23 protein-coding genes and 1 tRNA gene are annotated in these 16,529 nt (G+C 54.0%); 20 read left to right on the forward strand and 4 right to left on the reverse strand.

Going from position 1 to position 16,529, the window contains the following annotated elements:
* Together H6F43_RS21960 and H6F43_RS03605 are read left to right on the forward strand one after the other, a co-directional pair.
* A partial coding sequence (locus H6F43_RS21960; RefSeq protein ID WP_206754535.1) for a hypothetical protein occupies positions 1–188 on the forward strand: 188 nt, incomplete at its 5' end.
* Positions 189–198: 10 nt separating this feature from the next.
* Positions 199–271: transfer RNA gene (locus tag H6F43_RS03605), tRNA-His, on the forward strand.
* Positions 272–380: 109 nt separating this feature from the next.
* Here H6F43_RS03605 and H6F43_RS03610 read toward each other — a convergent pair.
* A complete protein-coding gene (locus H6F43_RS03610) occupies positions 381–689 on the reverse strand; it encodes a hypothetical protein (RefSeq protein ID WP_190340747.1) in 309 nt (102 codons plus the stop codon).
* Between the two features lie 143 nt (positions 690–832).
* Here H6F43_RS03610 and H6F43_RS03615 point away from each other — a divergent pair, with 143 nt between their 5' ends.
* The 17 genes from H6F43_RS03615 to H6F43_RS03690 all read left to right on the forward strand — a co-directional run bounded on the left by H6F43_RS03615 (position 833) and on the right by H6F43_RS03690 (position 11,054).
* On the forward strand, positions 833–1,192 hold the full coding sequence (locus H6F43_RS03615; protein WP_190340749.1) for a hypothetical protein: 360 nt from the start codon (positions 833–835) through the stop codon (positions 1,190–1,192).
* Positions 1,179–1,730: a hypothetical protein gene (locus H6F43_RS03620; protein WP_190340751.1), complete on the forward strand. Its 552-nt coding sequence runs from the start codon at positions 1,179–1,181 to the stop codon at positions 1,728–1,730. Before H6F43_RS03615 ends, H6F43_RS03620 begins: the two co-directional genes overlap by 14 nt.
* A 29-nt stretch (positions 1,731–1,759) precedes the next feature.
* A complete protein-coding gene (locus H6F43_RS03625; RefSeq protein WP_190340752.1) occupies positions 1,760–2,209 on the forward strand; it encodes a hypothetical protein in 450 nt (149 codons plus the stop codon).
* Between the two features lie 84 nt (positions 2,210–2,293).
* The gene (locus H6F43_RS03630; protein WP_190340753.1) at positions 2,294–3,208 is read left to right on the forward strand and encodes a hypothetical protein; all 915 of its coding nucleotides are present in this window, start codon (positions 2,294–2,296) and stop codon (positions 3,206–3,208) included.
* Positions 3,205–4,722 carry a hypothetical protein gene (locus tag H6F43_RS03635; RefSeq protein ID WP_190340754.1) on the forward strand — a complete coding sequence of 506 codons (1,518 nt, stop codon included), beginning with the start codon at positions 3,205–3,207 and terminating at the stop codon, positions 4,720–4,722. Before H6F43_RS03630 ends, H6F43_RS03635 begins: the two co-directional genes overlap by 4 nt.
* 30 nt (positions 4,723–4,752) lie before the next feature.
* Positions 4,753–5,199, forward strand: coding sequence for a hypothetical protein (locus tag H6F43_RS03640; protein WP_190340755.1), 447 nt, complete (start codon positions 4,753–4,755; stop codon positions 5,197–5,199).
* Positions 5,196–5,876: a hypothetical protein gene (locus tag H6F43_RS03645; protein ID WP_190340756.1), complete on the forward strand. Its 681-nt coding sequence runs from the start codon at positions 5,196–5,198 to the stop codon at positions 5,874–5,876. Before H6F43_RS03640 ends, H6F43_RS03645 begins: the two co-directional genes overlap by 4 nt.
* A 19-nt stretch (positions 5,877–5,895) precedes the next feature.
* Positions 5,896–6,018, forward strand: coding sequence for a hypothetical protein (locus tag H6F43_RS22610; protein WP_277879862.1), 123 nt, complete (start codon positions 5,896–5,898; stop codon positions 6,016–6,018).
* Positions 6,019–6,021: 3 nt separating this feature from the next.
* Positions 6,022–6,351, forward strand: a complete 330-nt coding sequence (locus H6F43_RS03650) for a hypothetical protein (RefSeq protein WP_190340757.1) — start codon at positions 6,022–6,024, stop codon at positions 6,349–6,351.
* Positions 6,351–6,710 carry a hypothetical protein gene (locus H6F43_RS03655; protein WP_190340758.1) on the forward strand — a complete coding sequence of 120 codons (360 nt, stop codon included), beginning with the start codon at positions 6,351–6,353 and terminating at the stop codon, positions 6,708–6,710. The genes H6F43_RS03650 and H6F43_RS03655 overlap by 1 nt, the downstream gene beginning before the upstream one ends.
* Positions 6,707–7,711 carry a hypothetical protein gene (locus H6F43_RS03660; protein ID WP_190340759.1) on the forward strand — a complete coding sequence of 335 codons (1,005 nt, stop codon included), beginning with the start codon at positions 6,707–6,709 and terminating at the stop codon, positions 7,709–7,711. Before H6F43_RS03655 ends, H6F43_RS03660 begins: the two co-directional genes overlap by 4 nt.
* A complete protein-coding gene (locus H6F43_RS03665; RefSeq protein ID WP_190340760.1) occupies positions 7,712–7,993 on the forward strand; it encodes a hypothetical protein in 282 nt (93 codons plus the stop codon).
* On the forward strand, positions 7,965–9,200 hold the full coding sequence (locus H6F43_RS03670; RefSeq protein ID WP_190340762.1) for a trypsin-like peptidase domain-containing protein: 1,236 nt from the start codon (positions 7,965–7,967) through the stop codon (positions 9,198–9,200). The genes H6F43_RS03665 and H6F43_RS03670 overlap by 29 nt, the downstream gene beginning before the upstream one ends.
* On the forward strand, positions 9,197–9,694 hold the full coding sequence (locus tag H6F43_RS03675) for a metal-binding protein (RefSeq protein WP_190340764.1): 498 nt from the start codon (positions 9,197–9,199) through the stop codon (positions 9,692–9,694). Before H6F43_RS03670 ends, H6F43_RS03675 begins: the two co-directional genes overlap by 4 nt.
* Before the next feature lie 311 nt (positions 9,695–10,005).
* Positions 10,006–10,245 carry a hypothetical protein gene (locus H6F43_RS03680; protein ID WP_190340766.1) on the forward strand — a complete coding sequence of 80 codons (240 nt, stop codon included), beginning with the start codon at positions 10,006–10,008 and terminating at the stop codon, positions 10,243–10,245.
* 193 nt (positions 10,246–10,438) lie between these two features.
* Positions 10,439–10,636, forward strand: a complete 198-nt coding sequence (locus tag H6F43_RS03685) for a hypothetical protein (RefSeq protein WP_190340768.1) — start codon at positions 10,439–10,441, stop codon at positions 10,634–10,636.
* A gap of 139 nt (positions 10,637–10,775) precedes the next feature.
* The gene (locus H6F43_RS03690) at positions 10,776–11,054 is read left to right on the forward strand and encodes a hypothetical protein (RefSeq protein WP_190340770.1); all 279 of its coding nucleotides are present in this window, start codon (positions 10,776–10,778) and stop codon (positions 11,052–11,054) included.
* 40 nt (positions 11,055–11,094) lie between these two features.
* Here the strand turns inward: H6F43_RS03690 and H6F43_RS03695 are convergent, their stop codons facing one another.
* Positions 11,095–11,304 carry a hypothetical protein gene (locus tag H6F43_RS03695; protein WP_190340772.1) on the reverse strand — a complete coding sequence of 70 codons (210 nt, stop codon included), beginning with the start codon at positions 11,302–11,304 and terminating at the stop codon, positions 11,095–11,097.
* Positions 11,305–11,507: 203 nt separating this feature from the next.
* Between H6F43_RS03695 and H6F43_RS03700 the strand changes: the two genes are divergently transcribed.
* Positions 11,508–12,620: a DNA cytosine methyltransferase gene (locus H6F43_RS03700; RefSeq protein WP_190340773.1), complete on the forward strand. Its 1,113-nt coding sequence runs from the start codon at positions 11,508–11,510 to the stop codon at positions 12,618–12,620.
* On the opposite strand, the gene H6F43_RS03705 is transcribed toward H6F43_RS03700, so the two are convergent.
* A complete protein-coding gene (locus H6F43_RS03705; RefSeq protein WP_190340775.1) occupies positions 12,595–14,733 on the reverse strand; it encodes a hypothetical protein in 2,139 nt (712 codons plus the stop codon). The two genes, H6F43_RS03700 and H6F43_RS03705, sit on opposite strands and share 26 nt — an antisense overlap.
* Positions 14,715–16,310, reverse strand: a complete 1,596-nt coding sequence (locus tag H6F43_RS03710; RefSeq protein WP_190340777.1) for an ATP-binding protein — start codon at positions 16,308–16,310, stop codon at positions 14,715–14,717. The genes H6F43_RS03705 and H6F43_RS03710 overlap by 19 nt, the downstream gene beginning before the upstream one ends.
* Between the last annotated feature and the right edge of the window lie 219 nt (positions 16,311–16,529).

A 16,529-nucleotide genomic window follows, 5' to 3' on the forward strand; every position in this document is an offset into this window, starting at 1 on the left:
CCAGCGTCCTGTGTGAGCGAGGCGCTAAAAGGCTAACGGATTGGACACCAGCCGTTTCCGGAGTGCGATCGATTCCTCAAACCTGGTTAGCGGTGTTGGGTCTGGGTTGGGGGGCGATCGTCCTCATCTTTTTTGCAGCACAACTGCTGCATCCCCTAGATCCATTTGGGGATGAATGCTATACTTAGAAACGCAATGGCGAGCGTAGCCAAGTGGTTAAGGCAGAGGATTGTGGTTCCTCCACGCGCGGGTTCGACTCCCGTCGTTCGCCCTGGTTTCAGGGATTAAACAAAACTCCTTACCTAAAGGCTTCCCTAGCCTGTTCTTGGTCCCTTAAGAGCAGATGTTCGGTGACAGATTTATGTCGCTGAAGCTAAGGGTCAATGCTGCAACCCCTTCAAAAACTCGATCGCCTGCTTTAACTTCTCTTCGGGCAGGTTCTCAGTCAAGGTTTTGATTTCAGATTTTTCTAGGCTTTTCAGCCAGTGGTCTCTGCTGTTGTCTTCCTCAATCAGCAGCGGCAGTCCTCGCTCGATCGCTTGGCTATAAACGTCGGCGATCGCGATCTCCTTTTTTGCGGCAAGCTTTCTAGCTGCGTCATCGTCAGTCGCGCTAACCCTGGCTTCAATCTTGATTTTTGACGGTTTGCCTGCCACCTCGATCGCCTCTTCTGCCATATACCCCTCCATATTATCGGTGCCATCAGCGCTATTTTAGCTGAGAAGCTTGAAAGACACCCTCATATTGCATGCGATATTCCATGCGATATGTGTTATTCTGCATTCAAGCGTGAATCGTTCACGCCTGTACCATGTACCACCGTGAATCGTTCATGCTTGAAGTGAGTGTTGAATCTGTTGCTCAGACTGGCTTGTTCCGTCCGCAACTAATTCGGTTGTTGTCTCGGCTGCGGTATCCCCAGATTGACAAGTTTGATCAAATCTTCAATCCGGCACCTCAGATCGACCCAACAACCCTTTGGCTGTGGTGCGATTTGGTGGGAGTTCGTACGGGATTGGACTGGTTCAGCGAACAGGAGTGTGTGCAGCTCGGCGCGATCGCTCTGTGGTTGATGACTGGGCGCAAGAAACGTGATTTCCTCGCGCTGTCTGAATCAGAGCTGTATCAGCTACACAGCATTACCGCCCAAAAAATTCACCAACTAGACCGGAGGATCTGTGACTACGATTAAAGAGTTGCATCGAGACCGTCGCATCGTCAGCCAGAATCGCGGCAGAGCGATCGCGGCTGAATTCAACTACTCGGAGCCGTTTACCACGGCGCAGATGGCGGACATCGCGGCAGTGGACGCTCTTATGACTCAAGAGGGGCTGCGCGGTGCCAAAGAAGGGGTTGCCCGTTTTCGACGGGGCGGGCAGTCTGCCTCAAATCCCGTTCAGGACTTTACCCAACAGGTGGAGGAACAGGGAGCTGCTGCCACGACCGCTGCCCAGCAGTCCGTTGCCCAATCCCTAGACCTCGTGGCTCAGAATGAGGCGGCAGGAATCTTAACGACGAAAAACCTAATGGTGGCGCACTACCTGACGGCTGGGACCGTTCCCGATCCAGGGCTGCAACATCAGATCGATCAGTCGAGCCGACTGGTTGAGAACGTCCTTCTGTCCACGGTGCCCGCGTTCAACGTGGGAAACTTGATTCAGCAAGCGTCCATCGTGGCACTACCGTCGTCTGCTCGCACGGCGCTGCCCGAAGCTACGCCCAGCAGCTAACCCATTTTGTGGAGTCCTACCACCGTCTTATGCTGAAGCGAATCGTCACCCTTGCCGCCGTCTCAATTTCCACCGCCGTAGTGGTGGGAGGAGCCGCTTACGTCGCGACCTTGGCGTCGATGGCGGGCATTCTGGCAACCCTGGAAGACCAGGTAAACGACGATCGCATGACGGCGATCGCGTCGGTGGTAGGCGTCCAAACCGGAGTCGTCACAGGGGTTATCGCAGGCGCAGCGGCAGGAGTTGCTGCCGCGAGTGGACGCCGCAGACCGCAGGTTCATGCGCCGCTTGACGCAAACCAGGTGCTGTTGAAACTGCTGAGTGAGCAGAGGATGCCGGAGGGTATGACCAGCAGCCAGGTCCTCAGCACCATCGAAGCAATTGCGCTGGCTCAGGCATCGTCTCGCCTGCCCCAATCCGCACCCGTCGCACAGCCCTCCGAGGCGACTACAGACCAGAGAACTAAGGTCAACGCCTGATTCTTCGCTCAATTTAGGTTTCTATTCAGCCCGATTAGTCGGGCTGGTAGACTCTGCTGTTCTTCCGATACCACGGTCAAAATCATGTCGGACAACGGACGATCGACCGAAAACTTGGAAATCGACGGACTGCCTGCTCCGACGCCCGTTCCGTCGCCTGTCCCCGCTCCAGAGGTGCCGATCACTCTGATTGAGCCAGAGGCGGACGCGGTAGAGCCTCGACAGGTCTCTAGAGTGCGGGTGCTGATTGGGCTGGGCGCGATCGGGCTGCTGATGTTGGGAATGACATTTTGTGCTCGTCCATCCAAGGACAAGCCCGCGACGATTCCCCAGCCGCCGCTTGCAAGTCAGGCGCTCCAAGCACCCGTTCCCACTCCCACGCCGTCGGCGACCGCAACGCCAACGCCCACACCGTCCCCGACTCCAGCGCAGGATCAACTGGTCCGCGACCGGAACGACAAACTGCTGGAGGCGATCGGCGAATCCCTCACGATGATTCAGCAGACTGGCGGGGCGCGCCGGTCCTACATCATGTCGAATCGGGCGACTCAACCTGACCGCCTGAAAGAGCTGAACCGACAAGCCGACCTAATGCTGGATCAGGTTGGTAAGCAGCGGAAATTGTCTGGGAAGCCCGGAGACATCGACACCGCCCGCACGACATCCGGTGACGCCCAGGCGATTCTGCTGGTGCTGTTGAGAACCTGGATCGAAGACGGCTCGATCACGCCTGAACAGTTAGAGGAGTGGCGGACGAAAAACGACGCGATCGCCGCGCTGATTGATGAGGTGGTCGATCGGCAGGAGCCGAACGAACTCTCCAGCGCCACCCTCAACAAGAAAATGGCGGAGCTGTCTCGACTGGCGGGTGCCGTCTACTCGCAGTCCGATGAAGAACAACAACGCCTCGAAGCCGAGCGGCGCAAAGCTCGGATGCAGGCAGTAAAGAAGGTTCGCAAGCCTCGGACCAACAAGCGCGCCGTCCAGACGTTGCCATGAAACTCAAACCCTTGACCCCACGACACCTCGCCCTCACCGCTGCCAGCGCTCTGCTGGTAGCAATGGTGCTGTGCTTTAAGGCGTCAACGGTGCGGCAAGAGGTAGCGGGCGTGCGAATGACCGAGGCGGGCACGTTCCAAATGGAGCGGTGGCACATTCCCCGCTCGGATCGTCTCTGGTACGTAATGGGGGCACTGCTTTGTCTGGGCACGGTCGGCACGCTGCCGTTCGTGCGGCTGCCGTCGGGCGAACTGTTGGTAGAGGTGGACACGCTCGCCGATGACATGCTCGACACGATCGAAGTGCTGACCGGCTATGCCAACGCCGCGATCGCACACACCGCACAGGCAGGTTCAACCCTGGCGCTGGCGGCAGGTAAAAAGACGGCGAAGGTTCTGTACCTGCACGCCACACCGCCTGCCCTCAAGGATGTGATCGATGAAGCAATTAGCGACCAGACCTGGCTGACCACTTTTCTGAAAGCACCGCACAACTGGATCATCGGTAAGACTGGCGGCGGCAAAACGATTCTGGCGGGCAAAATTCTGTCGTACACGATTCAGGTGGCGCAAGAGAGTCAGCGCCCGTTTGAGCTGACGATCTGCGATAAGAACTACGGCAAGCCGAATCCCGAAACCGGAGAAATCAACGACTGGTTCGGCATTCCCAGCGAATACGTCCTCAGCGACCTGAGCAAAATTGAGCAGTTTATCCGGGAGCAGAAGGAAGAACTTGACGACGAAATCGCCGCTTGGGAGCGCTACGCCCGCGATCGGCAGACGAACCCCAACGCCAGCAAGCCTGAGTTCAAACGCCGGATCATCCTGATTGAGGAGAACGACGGTACGCAGAAGGAGCTGCAACAAGCATTTGAGCGCCGTCGTCAGGCGCAAAAGAACTCCCGCACGAAGCCAGCCGAAAAGGATGAATTTTCGTTCATCGAGAACCTGTGCTTCCTGCTGAAAGAGGGACGCGGCTACGGCTGGAAGGTGATTCTGATCGGTCAGTCAGCGGCGGTCACGGAGTCGGGCGTCAATGAGGCGCTGAGGACTCAACTGTCGATCGTCATGGTCGGGGACAACTGCGAAATTATCCGCGAGGTGCAGAAGTTCGGCGCGGGCGAACCGGCTGCTCTGGTTGTCAAGGCTGCCGAAATCCGCAAGAAGGGTAAGCGGCGCGCGATCGTGCAGCTAGAGGGCGGCGAACCCGTCGTCCGCGTGGTGCCCGACATGAGCGAGGTGGCGCGGTTCCGCATCCGTCGCCGAGATCCCAACTACGACTGGTGGCAGTCCGTCTGGACAGAGGAGAACAAAGCGTGGCTGTGGCAGGAAGCGCAGGCAGTCGCGGCTGGCGAAGCTAAGTCGCTGCTGTCGAGCAACCGCAAATTAGAACTCAAAGAAAAATTTGGCATTATCCCAGACGGCAACGACCCCCGCTACACCCGCTATTTCAAGGACGCCTGGGAAAAGTTGTTACTGCAAGCAAAGGAGGGTAGCGATCGCAAAGCAGGCTAGTCAGTTCACTGAAAACAACAGGAGGTAGAGATGTCGGACAATCCAGTAGGACAAGCAGCTGGAGGGCTAATCGGTTTGGTGGTGACGGCAGGGATTGTCGTCTATGTCGTGATTCCCGGCATGGTCGGAATCGGCACGCAGAGATCGCCACAGAACGGCAGCCTGGAGCAACCAGGCGACGTAGCTCAGTGGTTCTTTGCCAATGTCGGGCGACTGTCGAGTGACTTTGCCGTCACGTTCCAGCGTGACAAAATTCAGGGTCCCGTCGCCGGAACCGCTGGACAGGGAACTGGGCGGCAACTGCTGCCTCAGTCCTACACCGCGCCTGCCGCTCCCGCGCCGTTCACCCAGGTGACGACGACCGGGGAAATGGTTGGAGGAACCCCCGTGACCACGCCGCAGCCGGTTCCGCTCCAGGTTGCACCCGGACAGTTCCTCAGCTACGAGCAGCTCCAGCAGCAAGGATCGCAGCCGTGAGACTGACGACGCTCCTAGCCCTGTGTGGTGTCGTTGGGCTGCTCTGGCTGTTCGAGATCCATAAGCGGATTTCGTGGCAAGAACTCGCACGCTTTCAGGGCTGGAGCGATCTCCAGCGCAACGCGCAGACCGTGACCGGATACGTCAACGATCGGGTGAAGTCGATCGAGCCGTCGAGGACGGCTCCACCCGATCCGAATCAGAAATTGATGGAAGACCCCAACTGCTACGACGCCCGCACCCAGCAGCGGAATCCGTCATGCAGTTGGCAGACACCGCCCGCACCTCAGTCGCCTGCGGGTAAGCCAGACGCAGACGCTCCCACCTACGCGAATCCCAACATTCCGTATCCCCAAGCGCCCCAGCCTCAGATCGACCCTCGCCGCGATCCTGACTGGATGATGAAACAGTGCCAGCCCGGAACCGTTAATCCTGGTTCGCGACTGAAGCGGGATGAGTACGATCGGCACCTGACGCAGACGTATCTGGGGCAGTCGTCGCCACTCCTGAACAACACGTGGGACCGCTACTGTGTGGGTCCTGAGGGCGACTGGATCTATATCCCCGAATGGCTCGACGGAGCGCCAGAGGGTGAGGAATTTGGCTACCGGCTGCACGTGTTTCCAGACGGCAGCCCCGACCTAATCGAGAAGCCGATCGGCGGTCGATACCTGTAATCCACCTAACGAGAACAACATGACGACCGGAAATATTGAATCGGTCTACGGTCCTGTGGAAGCTGACACCCCCTATACAGAGGAGGAAGTCGCTGAAATCATGGGCAGCCAAGACGACAACGACGACGTAACAGAGGACTAACCGATGACCTGCTTAACCGATCTACATCACGAGTTAATTCCGAACGTGTTGACAGAATTGGAGCCAGCGCTTCGAGTCGTCCGAGGCGAGGCGGCGATGTCCCATCGGGACATGAACCTCAATATTGCAGTTGCCAGAGGACGGCTGGCTGAGATTCTGAATATGGCGTCTGACTCGCCGACAGAGTTTGACGAACGCATCATCCAGCGGACTAGATACGCCTACAAAATGCTGCGATCGTGGGAACTTGCCTCCCAGGGAGAAATCGGACTGCCGTTCAGCGATTTAGAGGAATTGATCGACCTGGCGATACAGCTGTTGCAGGTGATGTAATGAAGCCACTCTATTCCGTTTGGGAGGTCGCCTCTCGCTGGGACCCAGACATCCAGGGTTATCGAGAGCGGCAGGTTTTGTCCGGGCTGACCCATGAAGAAGCTCGCTACATTGCAGACTTCCGATCGATGGGCAGCGACTGCTACAGCTATTTCGTCCGCCTCGATCTGCCTCGTGTTCGGTGGGTCCTCGTGGTGCCGCCAGAGGAGCGCAACTCGTACCCTGGCTACTGCCACGGATCGACGGGACGGAATTATGAGTTCTCGCCCCACCGAGATGGCACCGTCTCAGTCTGGTTTGACAGCGGCTCCCTGTTTCCTGTTCCGTCTGCTTGGATCTGCCCTGTTTCTCCGCCATGACGACAACGTTTGACCCCAACGTCAACCGCCACCGCGATCGCGGTGGGCGTTTCACCAATCCTCGACGGCGGCGCGGCTCCCCCGGCAATCCTCCGCCACAGCCACCACAGCTATCGAACAAAGATCTGGCGACGTTGCAGCGACTGTTGCGCGACTACACTCAGGGCTATCTGCGCGAGAAAATTATCCTGCGGGCTGCCCATAATATCGCGAAGCATCACAGCAAGCGGGGCAAGGATCACCTGCTGGAGTGGACGGTCTTCTTCTTGTTTTTGGCAGCGCTGTTCGTTGCCTATGCCACTCCGTTCAATGCGCCCGCGACAACTGCCGCGACGATCGCGCCCGCGACGGCTTCAGCCTCATCGGTAGAGCCTGCCGTTGCCGACGAGTCCCCGTCGCCCGAAAGTCAGCGGCAGCTCGCCAGCAAAATCGTCTCCTACCTGACGGCAAAAGGTTGGAGGTTTAGCCAACAGGCGGGAGAGGTGACGATCGTCTATCTGGAGGGCAAAAACGCCGACGGTAGCGACAACGACAACGCGCCCGACCAGTTCAACGATCGCCGCGTCGTCCTGACGTTTAAGGACGGGCAGCCGACGATCGGCGGCAACTGGGTAGCCACGATCAGCCCTGGTGACTATTACATCAAGAACAAGATGAACCCCAAGGGCACGGCATTCGTGCGCCCTGGCGAGTACCGGGAGGGCTGGACGATCGGCACCCATCAGGGAGCGTCTTCCGCGCCGCAGGAGGCGCTGGTGCAGGCGGCTCCGATCACCGTCTATCGCGACAACATCAGCGCCGACACCGGCGATTTCGGCATCAATCAACACGGCGGTTGGGATGCGCCACTCAACCAGGTGGGCAATACCAGTGCGGGCTGCCTGGTCGGTCGCACGGTCGAGGGGCATCAGGAGTTTATGCAGATGGTTAAGAGTGATCGCCGCGCTCAAAATTCCGCGTTTCGATTCGACACGCTCATTATCCCGAAGGGAGGTTTCTAGATGCTGTTCAAGGTCGCTCACGGTTTACTCATCCGTCGCAAACTCACTGACGATGAGCAGGCATGGCTGTATTTCTTCTTCGTGTTCGGCAGCCTGTGGATGACGATCGTGATGCTGCTGGCGGGATTCGTCGCTGCCGACTCGAAGATTAAGGACCGCTGCGCCGTCGCTGCGTTGATCTTCGGATGCACCGTCCCAACCTCGCTGTTTACTGCCTTTGCATTGACCACCGACAGAGACATCGACAGAGACGATGACGATGACGATGACGATCGCGATTAAGCTGGCGTGGAAGCTGATTTCCCGCAAGCGGTCCAGTCGTCGATCTGCGGCAGGGCGCGACACCCTAGCGTACTGGGCAGGGCGCGGCACGATCGACGACTGGACTTATGAACTGGTCATCATTCTGCTGTTGTTGGTCATCGCGGCTCGGTTCATCGCGCCGGTCGGTACAGTGGTGCAGCAGGCGGTGCAGCAGATTCAGTCGGCAGCCGCACCGCAACCCAACGGCAGCACGCAGATCGTGGCGCTGCGACAGGCGATCGTCGGGCAGGAGTCCAACGGCGACCCATCACTCCAGAATGCCAGTGGATCGGGCGCAATGGGACTAGGGCAGGTGATGCCGGAGAACCTGCCATCCTGGAGCCGCGAGGCGCTGGGGCGAGAAATCACGCAGCAGGAATTTCTCAGCAGTCCGGATCTACAGCTGAAAATCATCGACCACAAAATCGATCAGTATTGGCAGTCCGCCATCAAAGCCGCCAATGGCAATCAGGATGAGGCAGTGCTGCGGGTGGCGGCACAGTGGTACAGCGGCGACCCGGAGAAATACACCAGCACGACGCCGCAGTCGTGGGCAGGCGATTCCTATCCCTCGATCGCCGAGTATTCCCAGCAGGTCTTGCAGCGCTACAAGGCAATTCCGCAGGCGGCAGTCAGCCCAGCCAAGCCTTCAGCTTCGATCGGCTCCAGCGCTCCCATCTCCAGCGTCGTCAAAATTTACAGTGGCGGTGAGATTGGCTCCGGCGTCGTGGTCACGCCGAACCGCATTGCGACCGCTGCCCATGTGCTGAAAGATTTAGGGCAAATCAATATTCAAGCGGGCGACCAGTCGTTCACAGGGCGAGTCATTGCCACGGACCGCTCCACAGACTTGGCGATCGTGGAGGTTCAGAGAACCCTTGCCCCCGCTCGCCTAACCAAGGTGCAACCCACCGTAGGCGAACAGGTGACGGCGATCGGTAATCCCCGCAATCAGGGGATTCAAGCGACGACAGGCAAACTGACGAGTGCCAGCATCATGAGTGGCGTTACGCACTCAGCCCCAATCTTCCCCGGCAGTTCCGGCGGCGGGCTATTCAACGATCGAGGCGAACTTATCGGCATCAACATCCGGGCAGACTATGCCGATCCTGATAAAGCAACGGGTTTCATTTCGGGACGGGCAATTCCTACGCCTGTCATCACGGCACGACTGGAGGCACTATGAGCGACGGTAAAACTCACGACTTCATCACGATCTCCACCAGTCCCGTTATCGGCTGTCTGGCGGCGCAGATGTCAGCAACGGTTGCGGTAACAACGACGATCGGGTATTTGGTGGGCGGGTTGCTCCTGTCGCCCGACCTGGATGTCAAATCACGCCCCTGGCGGCGATGGGGCTGGCTGCGGTTTATCTGGCTGCCGTATCAGAAACTGGTGCCTCATCGCAGTTGGATCTCCCACACGCCGATCGTCGGTACGCTGATTCAGTTGTCGTATTTAGGCGCGATCGTGCTACTGGCCGCCACGTTGTTGGGAATTGATGTTTGGACGATCGTTCGAGTGGTCGTCGATCGCCAGCAGGATGTAGGGGAAGGCAATCCGTGGAGCGTGAACTGTTTTGCGTTAATCACTGGGCTTTGCTTGGGATCTTGGGCGCATCTCGTTGCTGATACGCTGAGCAGCCTAGGTAAACACAAAAAGAAGAAGCGCCGACCGTGACCGGAAAGCTCGGGAGTGCGAGGGGTGACCTCCGCTTGAATCGAAGTGGTTTTGGAGTCGATGATAAGGAACTGCTAGACCTACCTGATCGGGCATTCAATAATTCAGATACGCCTTGAAGCTCCAGTTATAGGCAAGTGAAGGACAAGAACGAAATCTTTGGAATGCCCTAAATTTGTTGTAGTTTCTTTAATCTGACAAATTTTTCTCAACCTTAGAAGAGCAAAAGGTACCCGGAAGGGTACCGCAAAGCCAGGGGCGTCCTCAATAAAATAAACCCAAGAACGAAGGAGAACAAAGGAGATTTTTCAATGAAGGTCTTTAAAACCTCAGGTTCAACTGACACAACTGACGAGGTTGCAGAAATCCAGTTAGTCTTTAAAGAAAATGTCGATTACGTTGCCTTAGCTGGATTTCTCAATGATCATCACATCACGTATCAATTTCACTTCAGAAATGTGAGTGGCAATGTGTGGGAGGCAGTATTACGACGCACGGGTGAGCAAACGCGATGGATCCCATCCATTGAGGTTCTTGGCTTCCAGGAGTGAAGCTATCTAAGTATGTGAACACAATTGAATAAAATCATCAAACCCAGAGCCGCCCAATGCGCGGGCAGCTCTGGGTTTGAATTTGGGTTTTAATTGAGGGAAGCTACTCACAAGCATCTCAATCATACAAAGCATAAGTTGAGGTCAGTCCGTGAACTGCTCAGATTTTGCACCTCAGCAATAGGCACAGTAAGTGCTTGGTGCCACCCTGGAGATCCGCACAGGCAATGGTAGAAGCGACTGCCCTGTGTGCAATGAACGGGCAGTCAAAATGCTTTGTGGTGTACTGCCGTACAACGAACCTGAACCTGATGACTACTCACCGCTTCGACCGGGGTTGCCCTTGGTGCCTGATTGGTGGGTTGAGGAAACGGAGATTCAGGATGGCTGACCAGGGCCGAGGGATTTGATTCCGCTCCCCTCCTCTTGCTTGTACTCATATTCTCATTTGAATGTCTATGGATGCAGTTCTGACCCGATTCTTCTGATTCAGGTTGGACACTGCCCTAGAATCCATAACTCCAAACGCAATGGAATCGCTCAAGGAAGCCATCTTGAAGCAGCGGGTAGCGAATCCGAGTGGCTTTTTCAGTGCGGCTGTGGCGAAGGCTTGGCAACCGAACGAAACCTATAAAGTTAAGAGTGAGCGCGATCTGTTTAATGACTGGTATGGCTTGGCACAGCAGGTGGAAATTGTGCGAACCGCCATGATGATTGAGGGCGTTCAGTACGTCATGACCCAGGAAGAGAAATGGGTTTCGTTTAGCGAGATGCTGACGCAAGTTTCCCTCAAAGAATTTTTCAATTAATCGGAACTGAACAACTCTGGTAGAGCATCAAGGACAGCCTTTACTCAACAGCATCGTCTGGAGTTTGATTTGCTTCTTCACGAAAAGCTTCCTGCTCAAGTTGTTGCAGTGTTCTCGTTTCACTAATCAGTTTTATTACTAAATCACCCATTGTTATCCCAAGTTTGACGCTCAGGGTCTTCAGGCGAGACCTGAGCGATTTTGGCATATCAACCTGAAGCTTAATGATTGGGTCGGGTTGCTTTGACATCTAAATTGAGCAATTCTTGCTGCTAACCAAAGACCAGAAATAATGATATTGCAAATATCACTTTTATTGCTTATAATATTACTAATATTACTAATATTAGTAATATTAGTAATATTAGTAATATTGGTGGAAAACACCTTTCAGTATAAGGTTTTATCAGCACTGCGTCGGAGTTCAACGATTCCTAGCGATGAGGTGACTGCATGGTGACTGCACATAGCAAGCCGCTCTCTCACTGCCGTTGGTTGACGGCGGTGGACTTGTTTTGTGGATGCGGTGGTGTGACCGCAGGTTTAAAGCAACACAACTTTCGGGTGGTTGCAGCCGTTGACGAAGACCCGAACGCTTGCAATACCTATCGGGTGAATCATCCAACCGTTCACCTGTATCCTTACGACATTAGGACTGTTAATCCTCAAGACATCCGCGACGTTGATCTGCATGGTGAGGATCTTGACTTGTTAGTGGTGTGTGCGCCCTGTCAGCCGTTCAGCAGTCAGAATCGCTCCAATAAGGTAGATGAGCGCTCGGATTTAATTTTTCAAGCGACTCGATTTGCCAAAATTCTCAAACCTGCCGTTATCTTCTTTGAGAATGTGCCGGGACTGGCAACACTCAAATACAGGGGCTTACTCGATACACTTAGAGCAGATTTAGCTAAACTCAACTATCAGTTGAGTGAACCCTTACCAATTGACGCAGCAGATTATGGCGTTCCGCAAAGACGCAAACGATGTATTCTACTGGCAGTTCTCGATGCCCCTGTTCCTCCTATCCCAGTGCCAACAACCCCGCAAGGGCAGCGAGTGACAGTTAAGCAAGCTATTGGACATCTGCTTTCTCTCAAATCAGGAGAAGGAGATCCGGATGACCCCTTACATCAAGCCAGCACACATCTACCCCTCGTGCTAGAGCGGTTGCACTTCATTCCGAAGAATGGAGGCAGTCGCTATTCCTTGCCTCCACATCTGGTGTTAGATTGTCACCGAAATCATAAAGGACATGGCGATGTATATGGGAGAATGCAATGGGGCGATGTAGCCCCAACCCTGACAACCGGATGTACGAATGTTACACGCGGACGCTTCGCTCATCCTCAAGACGATAGAGCCATTACGCTACGAGAGGCAGCACTGCTACAAACGTTCTCCCCATACTACGAATTTGTCGGTAATCGCGACCAAATTACGGCACAGATAGGTAATGCCGTTCCAGTCAAACTGATGAGTGCTTTCGCTCCAACCTTAAGAAGCACAATCAAGCAAGCAAGACAACCTGTGGCTTCATCTGTTAATCCAGCTTCATCTGTTTCCTAAGATGTTGAATCAACTCTCGCAGCCTGTCTTGAACCTCCTCACCTAAAACATCACGAGCATAGGTAACAACCTCGTGTGCCGAGCGAGTGACATCTGGAACTAGAATCGGCAATCTTGAATCTCGGTTCCCCGTGTCAAATTTGCTTTGACTGTGATAGTCGTCAAACTCCCAATGTTCTGCAATCCATGAAATCAGTCCGATGAACTTCTCTTCCTCCTGACTACGCTGCTGCAAGCCAAACGCAACCTCTAGCCGGGGAAGCAGAAAATGCCGACCCTCACTTGTGTGCTTAATGATCTCCAGCGGTTGAGCAGGCGCAGCGTAGAACATTGAAACACCCACCTGTTCTAAGAGATATAGAAAATACGAGTAATCGGCTGGATCTCGTACACGCTGGTTCCTGCGCTTATGTTCGCTGTATCTTGCAGCAATGAATTTCTTCCAATCCTCCCTGTCGTCTTCATTCACCCAGCGATTCTCTGCCTCAATAAAGGCAGGCCCATTTTTAATGCCAATATCTGAGAATCTGCGAACGGCGCGAAACGTAACAAATACATAGTCCTCATCAGGACTTGCATTGGTCATATTAATTGCTGTTTGAGCTTTAGACCATCCTAGAAACAACAGATGAGCAACTGCTGTATCACCAAAGGGAATACGATACACATCTTCTCTGGAAACAACCAATTCACCACCAGTCTTACGCAAGTCTTGCTGATGAATAAACCAGAAGATTAGCGGCGCGAGAAATGACATTTCAGGATCTTTGACTGCCGCTCCATACACAATATGGCTAGTTGGGCCGGAAAGAGTTTGATGAGCGACTTTCGCAAATAAATCAATCTCCTTTTTAACCAGGCGACCATATAGCCCTGTGTCCTCGTAATCCTCAATGCGATGCACGAGTGGAAAAATACGTCCATCTCGAATGACCAGCGAGGGGTTTGACTCGATTCCCATTGCCGGAATTCCACCGATCGGTCGCCAATCTGCTTCACGATTCACGATGCGGAAATCTTCATAGTATTGCCTGAGATCCATCGCAGCCATGCGCGAATGCTTGAAGCCATCCTCCGGTAGCTGATGACGAAGAGCGGGAGAAAGCAGCAATCCTTCTTCTGATGCTCGACTCTCTGTGTACTCCTTCAATCGATCTGGAAAAACGTCGAAGTCCTGGAATGCGTAGTCTGGATACTCTCGATTTGTCAGTGCCGCTCCAGCCGTAATTACGGCAATGGGTTCTGGTGGAATAAACGACCCCTGAGAATGCTCAAGAAAGATGTCAGCGACCGAAGCATCTGTGCCTGCTGCTGACTTGTGTAGATCCAGAGGCACACGCCTTAATTCAATGACTGTCTTGCCGAAAACGCGCTGCCGAAGCCGTTCTTTGGCAGCTTCAGCATCTAAAGAAGCAGTCTCGCCATATCGACAATCTTTTGCCCGTGATGGCAGAAATAAAATGCCTGGTTCATCACCGCGAGGGGCATCTAAACGCCACATCTGTTGCAAGTGTTTCCTAGCCCACTCTAAGCGGCCATCGAGTTCTGCTGCAATCTCCCCACTGGTGCGCATCTCTCGTTTGGCGACTGCCATAAGCATCTGATTGACTAGCCCGTTGATGTCGTCAACAACCCACTGAGCCATTTCTAGCAACAGGTCAACTGGATCTTGGGCTGATAATAATGGAGCAACTTGAACAATTGCCCAAGCAGCAGCATCTTGATTCAAATGCTCATGCGCAATTTGCTCCATGACTGAGCGAGAGCGGGTGTTCAGTCGGCGCTGTTCGTCATCAACCTCTGCTTCTGCTAAATCAGTCTTCGTCTGAATCTCGGTTCTTGCGCCAACCAGTTGATCTAAAAACGATCCCTGCTTGGGTAATTCGTCCGGATGAAAGTAAGCGAATGGAGGTTTTCCAAGCGCTGATGTAGACCGCCGAATGCGAATGACCCGGCTCTCTTCCGTCATTTTTTTCAACCGCAGTTGCAGTGAACGAAGCGTTAGCTTGCGAGAAGCTTGGAGTCGCACATGAATATCATCTGCCAGTAGACCTTCTGGTTGTCCAATCAGCAGATCAAGGATCACATCTTCTATTAATGGTTCTGTCGCCATTGCTGCACGGCCTCCTTCATCTTAGGGGTAGGCGCACCACTCGGAGTACTGCGGTCACGGACGTTGACGAGGACAGGATGACGTAGGATGTCTTGGGCGGAGGCAATGATTGCTCGTCCTCTTGCCATCTTCGGAATGCGGTCAATCACAGGCTGGGGTAAATCGCCCATCGTCCCTGAGACAACCTTGAGGTCATCTGGGTCGAGCGCAAATACGACGCGAGTGTTGCAGACCGTCAAGGTTTGTTTGTCCATTGATGCTGGGCTTTGAGTAATCAAGACGACACCGACTGCATCATGGCGACCCGTGCGAATTAGCTGCCGCATAACCTGAGTGGTAGGGGTGGACTCTCCACCCCCTGGAAGAAAGAAGTGCGCCTCGTCAAGAACAAAGAGGAATGGCGGCAGTTTTTCCTTCTGCCTCAGCACTTGTAGGACGCGAGCAGCAGCACCGACAACTAGGTTGCGGTTGCCTTGTGCTAAATGCCCCACAAAGATATTGACGATGGGTTTAGTGATGAGATCTTCGACCCATGCTCCCAAAGATTCCACTAGAAGTAGGCTGCGCTCAAAAGCAGCCTTTACCCGCTTAATGGCTCGCCCTCCAACAGGTTCTTGTCCGTTCTCCCCCGCAACAAGACGAATTTCAGCATAGAGTCGTTCAATTGGAATATTGACTGTGCCAGTCTCCTTCAGGCTCTCAATTGCTTCTGTGTAGATCACATCGTAGGCATCTGAGACAAGGTCGATGTGCTGGTCCGTCAAGGTTGGAACAAAATCTAGAAACTCCTTGCGCCCAATAATACTATAGGGAACCTTGAAATCTTGACCAGCCCTCAGATTCGCCCCCTTTAAACTCTCAGTTGCTGGAACCAGATCGCCCAGAATGTCGATGGCGATAATGGGAATTCGGTACCGTGTAATCTCCTCAACCATCACGCCACAGAAGTGACTTTTGCCCACACCTGTCTTGCCAAGAACTGCCATGTGACGGGGTAGCACATCCATTGGCAAACAAAATTGCAGCTTGTGCCCACCTGTTTCAATGTGCCCAATGGACAATCCATCCTCGTTAGGCTTAGGTGTTTTAAGAATGTCAGGAAGAGCGCTAGTAGGTAATTCATAAACCGCCATTCCTGTTTGAGGCAGTACCTCTGGGTCTCGGATATCAACTTGGTCGTCCTTTTGGTCGTCCTTCAGTCGCAACTGACCTAAAATCTCAATATTCATGACACGAGTGACATGAGGTGCAAGTTCTGAGGGACGGGGCGTTCTCGGCACTGCTTGATAAGCTTGGTCTTTCTGAAGTCGAGACGGCTCGGCTCTGGGGTTCTCTTCAAGCCCCTCAACAATCCGTCCGTAGTGCGCCATTGTTGGCTCCTCACTACCAATGAGAACAAAGGTTCCTAAACGTGGTTGCTTACCAGCGTTGACATGAAAGGGAGCAGCATCAAAGCTGGGAGAGCCTGTAAAGGGAGAGGAGGAGGTTGTACCAATACTTGTTGCTGGAGCAACACCCAAGTGAGCAAGCAATGTAGCCTGGGGCTGCGGAGCAGGAGGAGTAGCTATACTTCTCATATCGTTTTCGCGAAATATCTTCGTTTAATAGTATGCGAAATATTTTGCGAACTGGCAAGGGTACGTCATAAAGATTTTGATAAATCTTAAAGTTGAGGCAGAACCCCAAAGATTGCAGCCGCTTGCTTAAAGGATTGGCACATCAATCCTTCTACTCAGTTCGACGATGTAGTCTGTGAATTCTTCTACCGTGAAGAAAATCAACAGAAGCGATGTCCA

The sequence above is a fragment of the Leptolyngbya sp. FACHB-36 genome (genome assembly GCF_014695955.1).
In the GTDB taxonomy this organism is placed as follows: domain Bacteria; phylum Cyanobacteriota; class Cyanobacteriia; order Leptolyngbyales; family Leptolyngbyaceae; genus FACHB-36.

What these genes read in the sequence shown, in the direction of transcription:
- H6F43_RS03610 (WP_190340747.1), bottom strand. Translation starts at nt 689, where the DNA reads ATGGAGGGGTATATGGCAGAAGAGGCGATCGAGGTGGCAGGCAAACCG.
- H6F43_RS03615 (WP_190340749.1), top strand. Translation starts at nt 833, where the DNA reads ATGCTTGAAGTGAGTGTTGAATCTGTTGCTCAGACTGGCTTGTTCCGT.
- H6F43_RS03625 (WP_190340752.1), top strand. Translation starts at nt 1,760, where the DNA reads ATGCTGAAGCGAATCGTCACCCTTGCCGCCGTCTCAATTTCCACCGCC.
- H6F43_RS03630 (WP_190340753.1), top strand. Translation starts at nt 2,294, where the DNA reads ATGTCGGACAACGGACGATCGACCGAAAACTTGGAAATCGACGGACTG.
- H6F43_RS03635 (WP_190340754.1), top strand. Translation starts at nt 3,205, where the DNA reads ATGAAACTCAAACCCTTGACCCCACGACACCTCGCCCTCACCGCTGCC.
- H6F43_RS03640 (WP_190340755.1), top strand. Translation starts at nt 4,753, where the DNA reads ATGTCGGACAATCCAGTAGGACAAGCAGCTGGAGGGCTAATCGGTTTG.
- H6F43_RS22610 (WP_277879862.1), top strand. Translation starts at nt 5,896, where the DNA reads ATGACGACCGGAAATATTGAATCGGTCTACGGTCCTGTGGAAGCTGAC.
- H6F43_RS03650 (WP_190340757.1), top strand. Translation starts at nt 6,022, where the DNA reads ATGACCTGCTTAACCGATCTACATCACGAGTTAATTCCGAACGTGTTG.
- H6F43_RS03655 (WP_190340758.1), top strand. Translation starts at nt 6,351, where the DNA reads ATGAAGCCACTCTATTCCGTTTGGGAGGTCGCCTCTCGCTGGGACCCA.
- H6F43_RS03660 (WP_190340759.1), top strand. Translation starts at nt 6,707, where the DNA reads ATGACGACAACGTTTGACCCCAACGTCAACCGCCACCGCGATCGCGGT.
- H6F43_RS03665 (WP_190340760.1), top strand. Translation starts at nt 7,712, where the DNA reads ATGCTGTTCAAGGTCGCTCACGGTTTACTCATCCGTCGCAAACTCACT.
- H6F43_RS03670 (WP_190340762.1), top strand. Translation starts at nt 7,965, where the DNA reads ATGACGATGACGATGACGATCGCGATTAAGCTGGCGTGGAAGCTGATT.
- H6F43_RS03675 (WP_190340764.1), top strand. Translation starts at nt 9,197, where the DNA reads ATGAGCGACGGTAAAACTCACGACTTCATCACGATCTCCACCAGTCCC.
- H6F43_RS03680 (WP_190340766.1), top strand. Translation starts at nt 10,006, where the DNA reads ATGAAGGTCTTTAAAACCTCAGGTTCAACTGACACAACTGACGAGGTT.
- H6F43_RS03690 (WP_190340770.1), top strand. Translation starts at nt 10,776, where the DNA reads ATGGAATCGCTCAAGGAAGCCATCTTGAAGCAGCGGGTAGCGAATCCG.
- H6F43_RS03695 (WP_190340772.1), bottom strand. Translation starts at nt 11,304, where the DNA reads ATGTCAAAGCAACCCGACCCAATCATTAAGCTTCAGGTTGATATGCCA.
- H6F43_RS03700 (WP_190340773.1), top strand. Translation starts at nt 11,508, where the DNA reads ATGGTGACTGCACATAGCAAGCCGCTCTCTCACTGCCGTTGGTTGACG.
- H6F43_RS03705 (WP_190340775.1), bottom strand. Translation starts at nt 14,733, where the DNA reads ATGGCGACAGAACCATTAATAGAAGATGTGATCCTTGATCTGCTGATT.
- H6F43_RS03710 (WP_190340777.1), bottom strand. Translation starts at nt 16,310, where the DNA reads ATGAGAAGTATAGCTACTCCTCCTGCTCCGCAGCCCCAGGCTACATTG.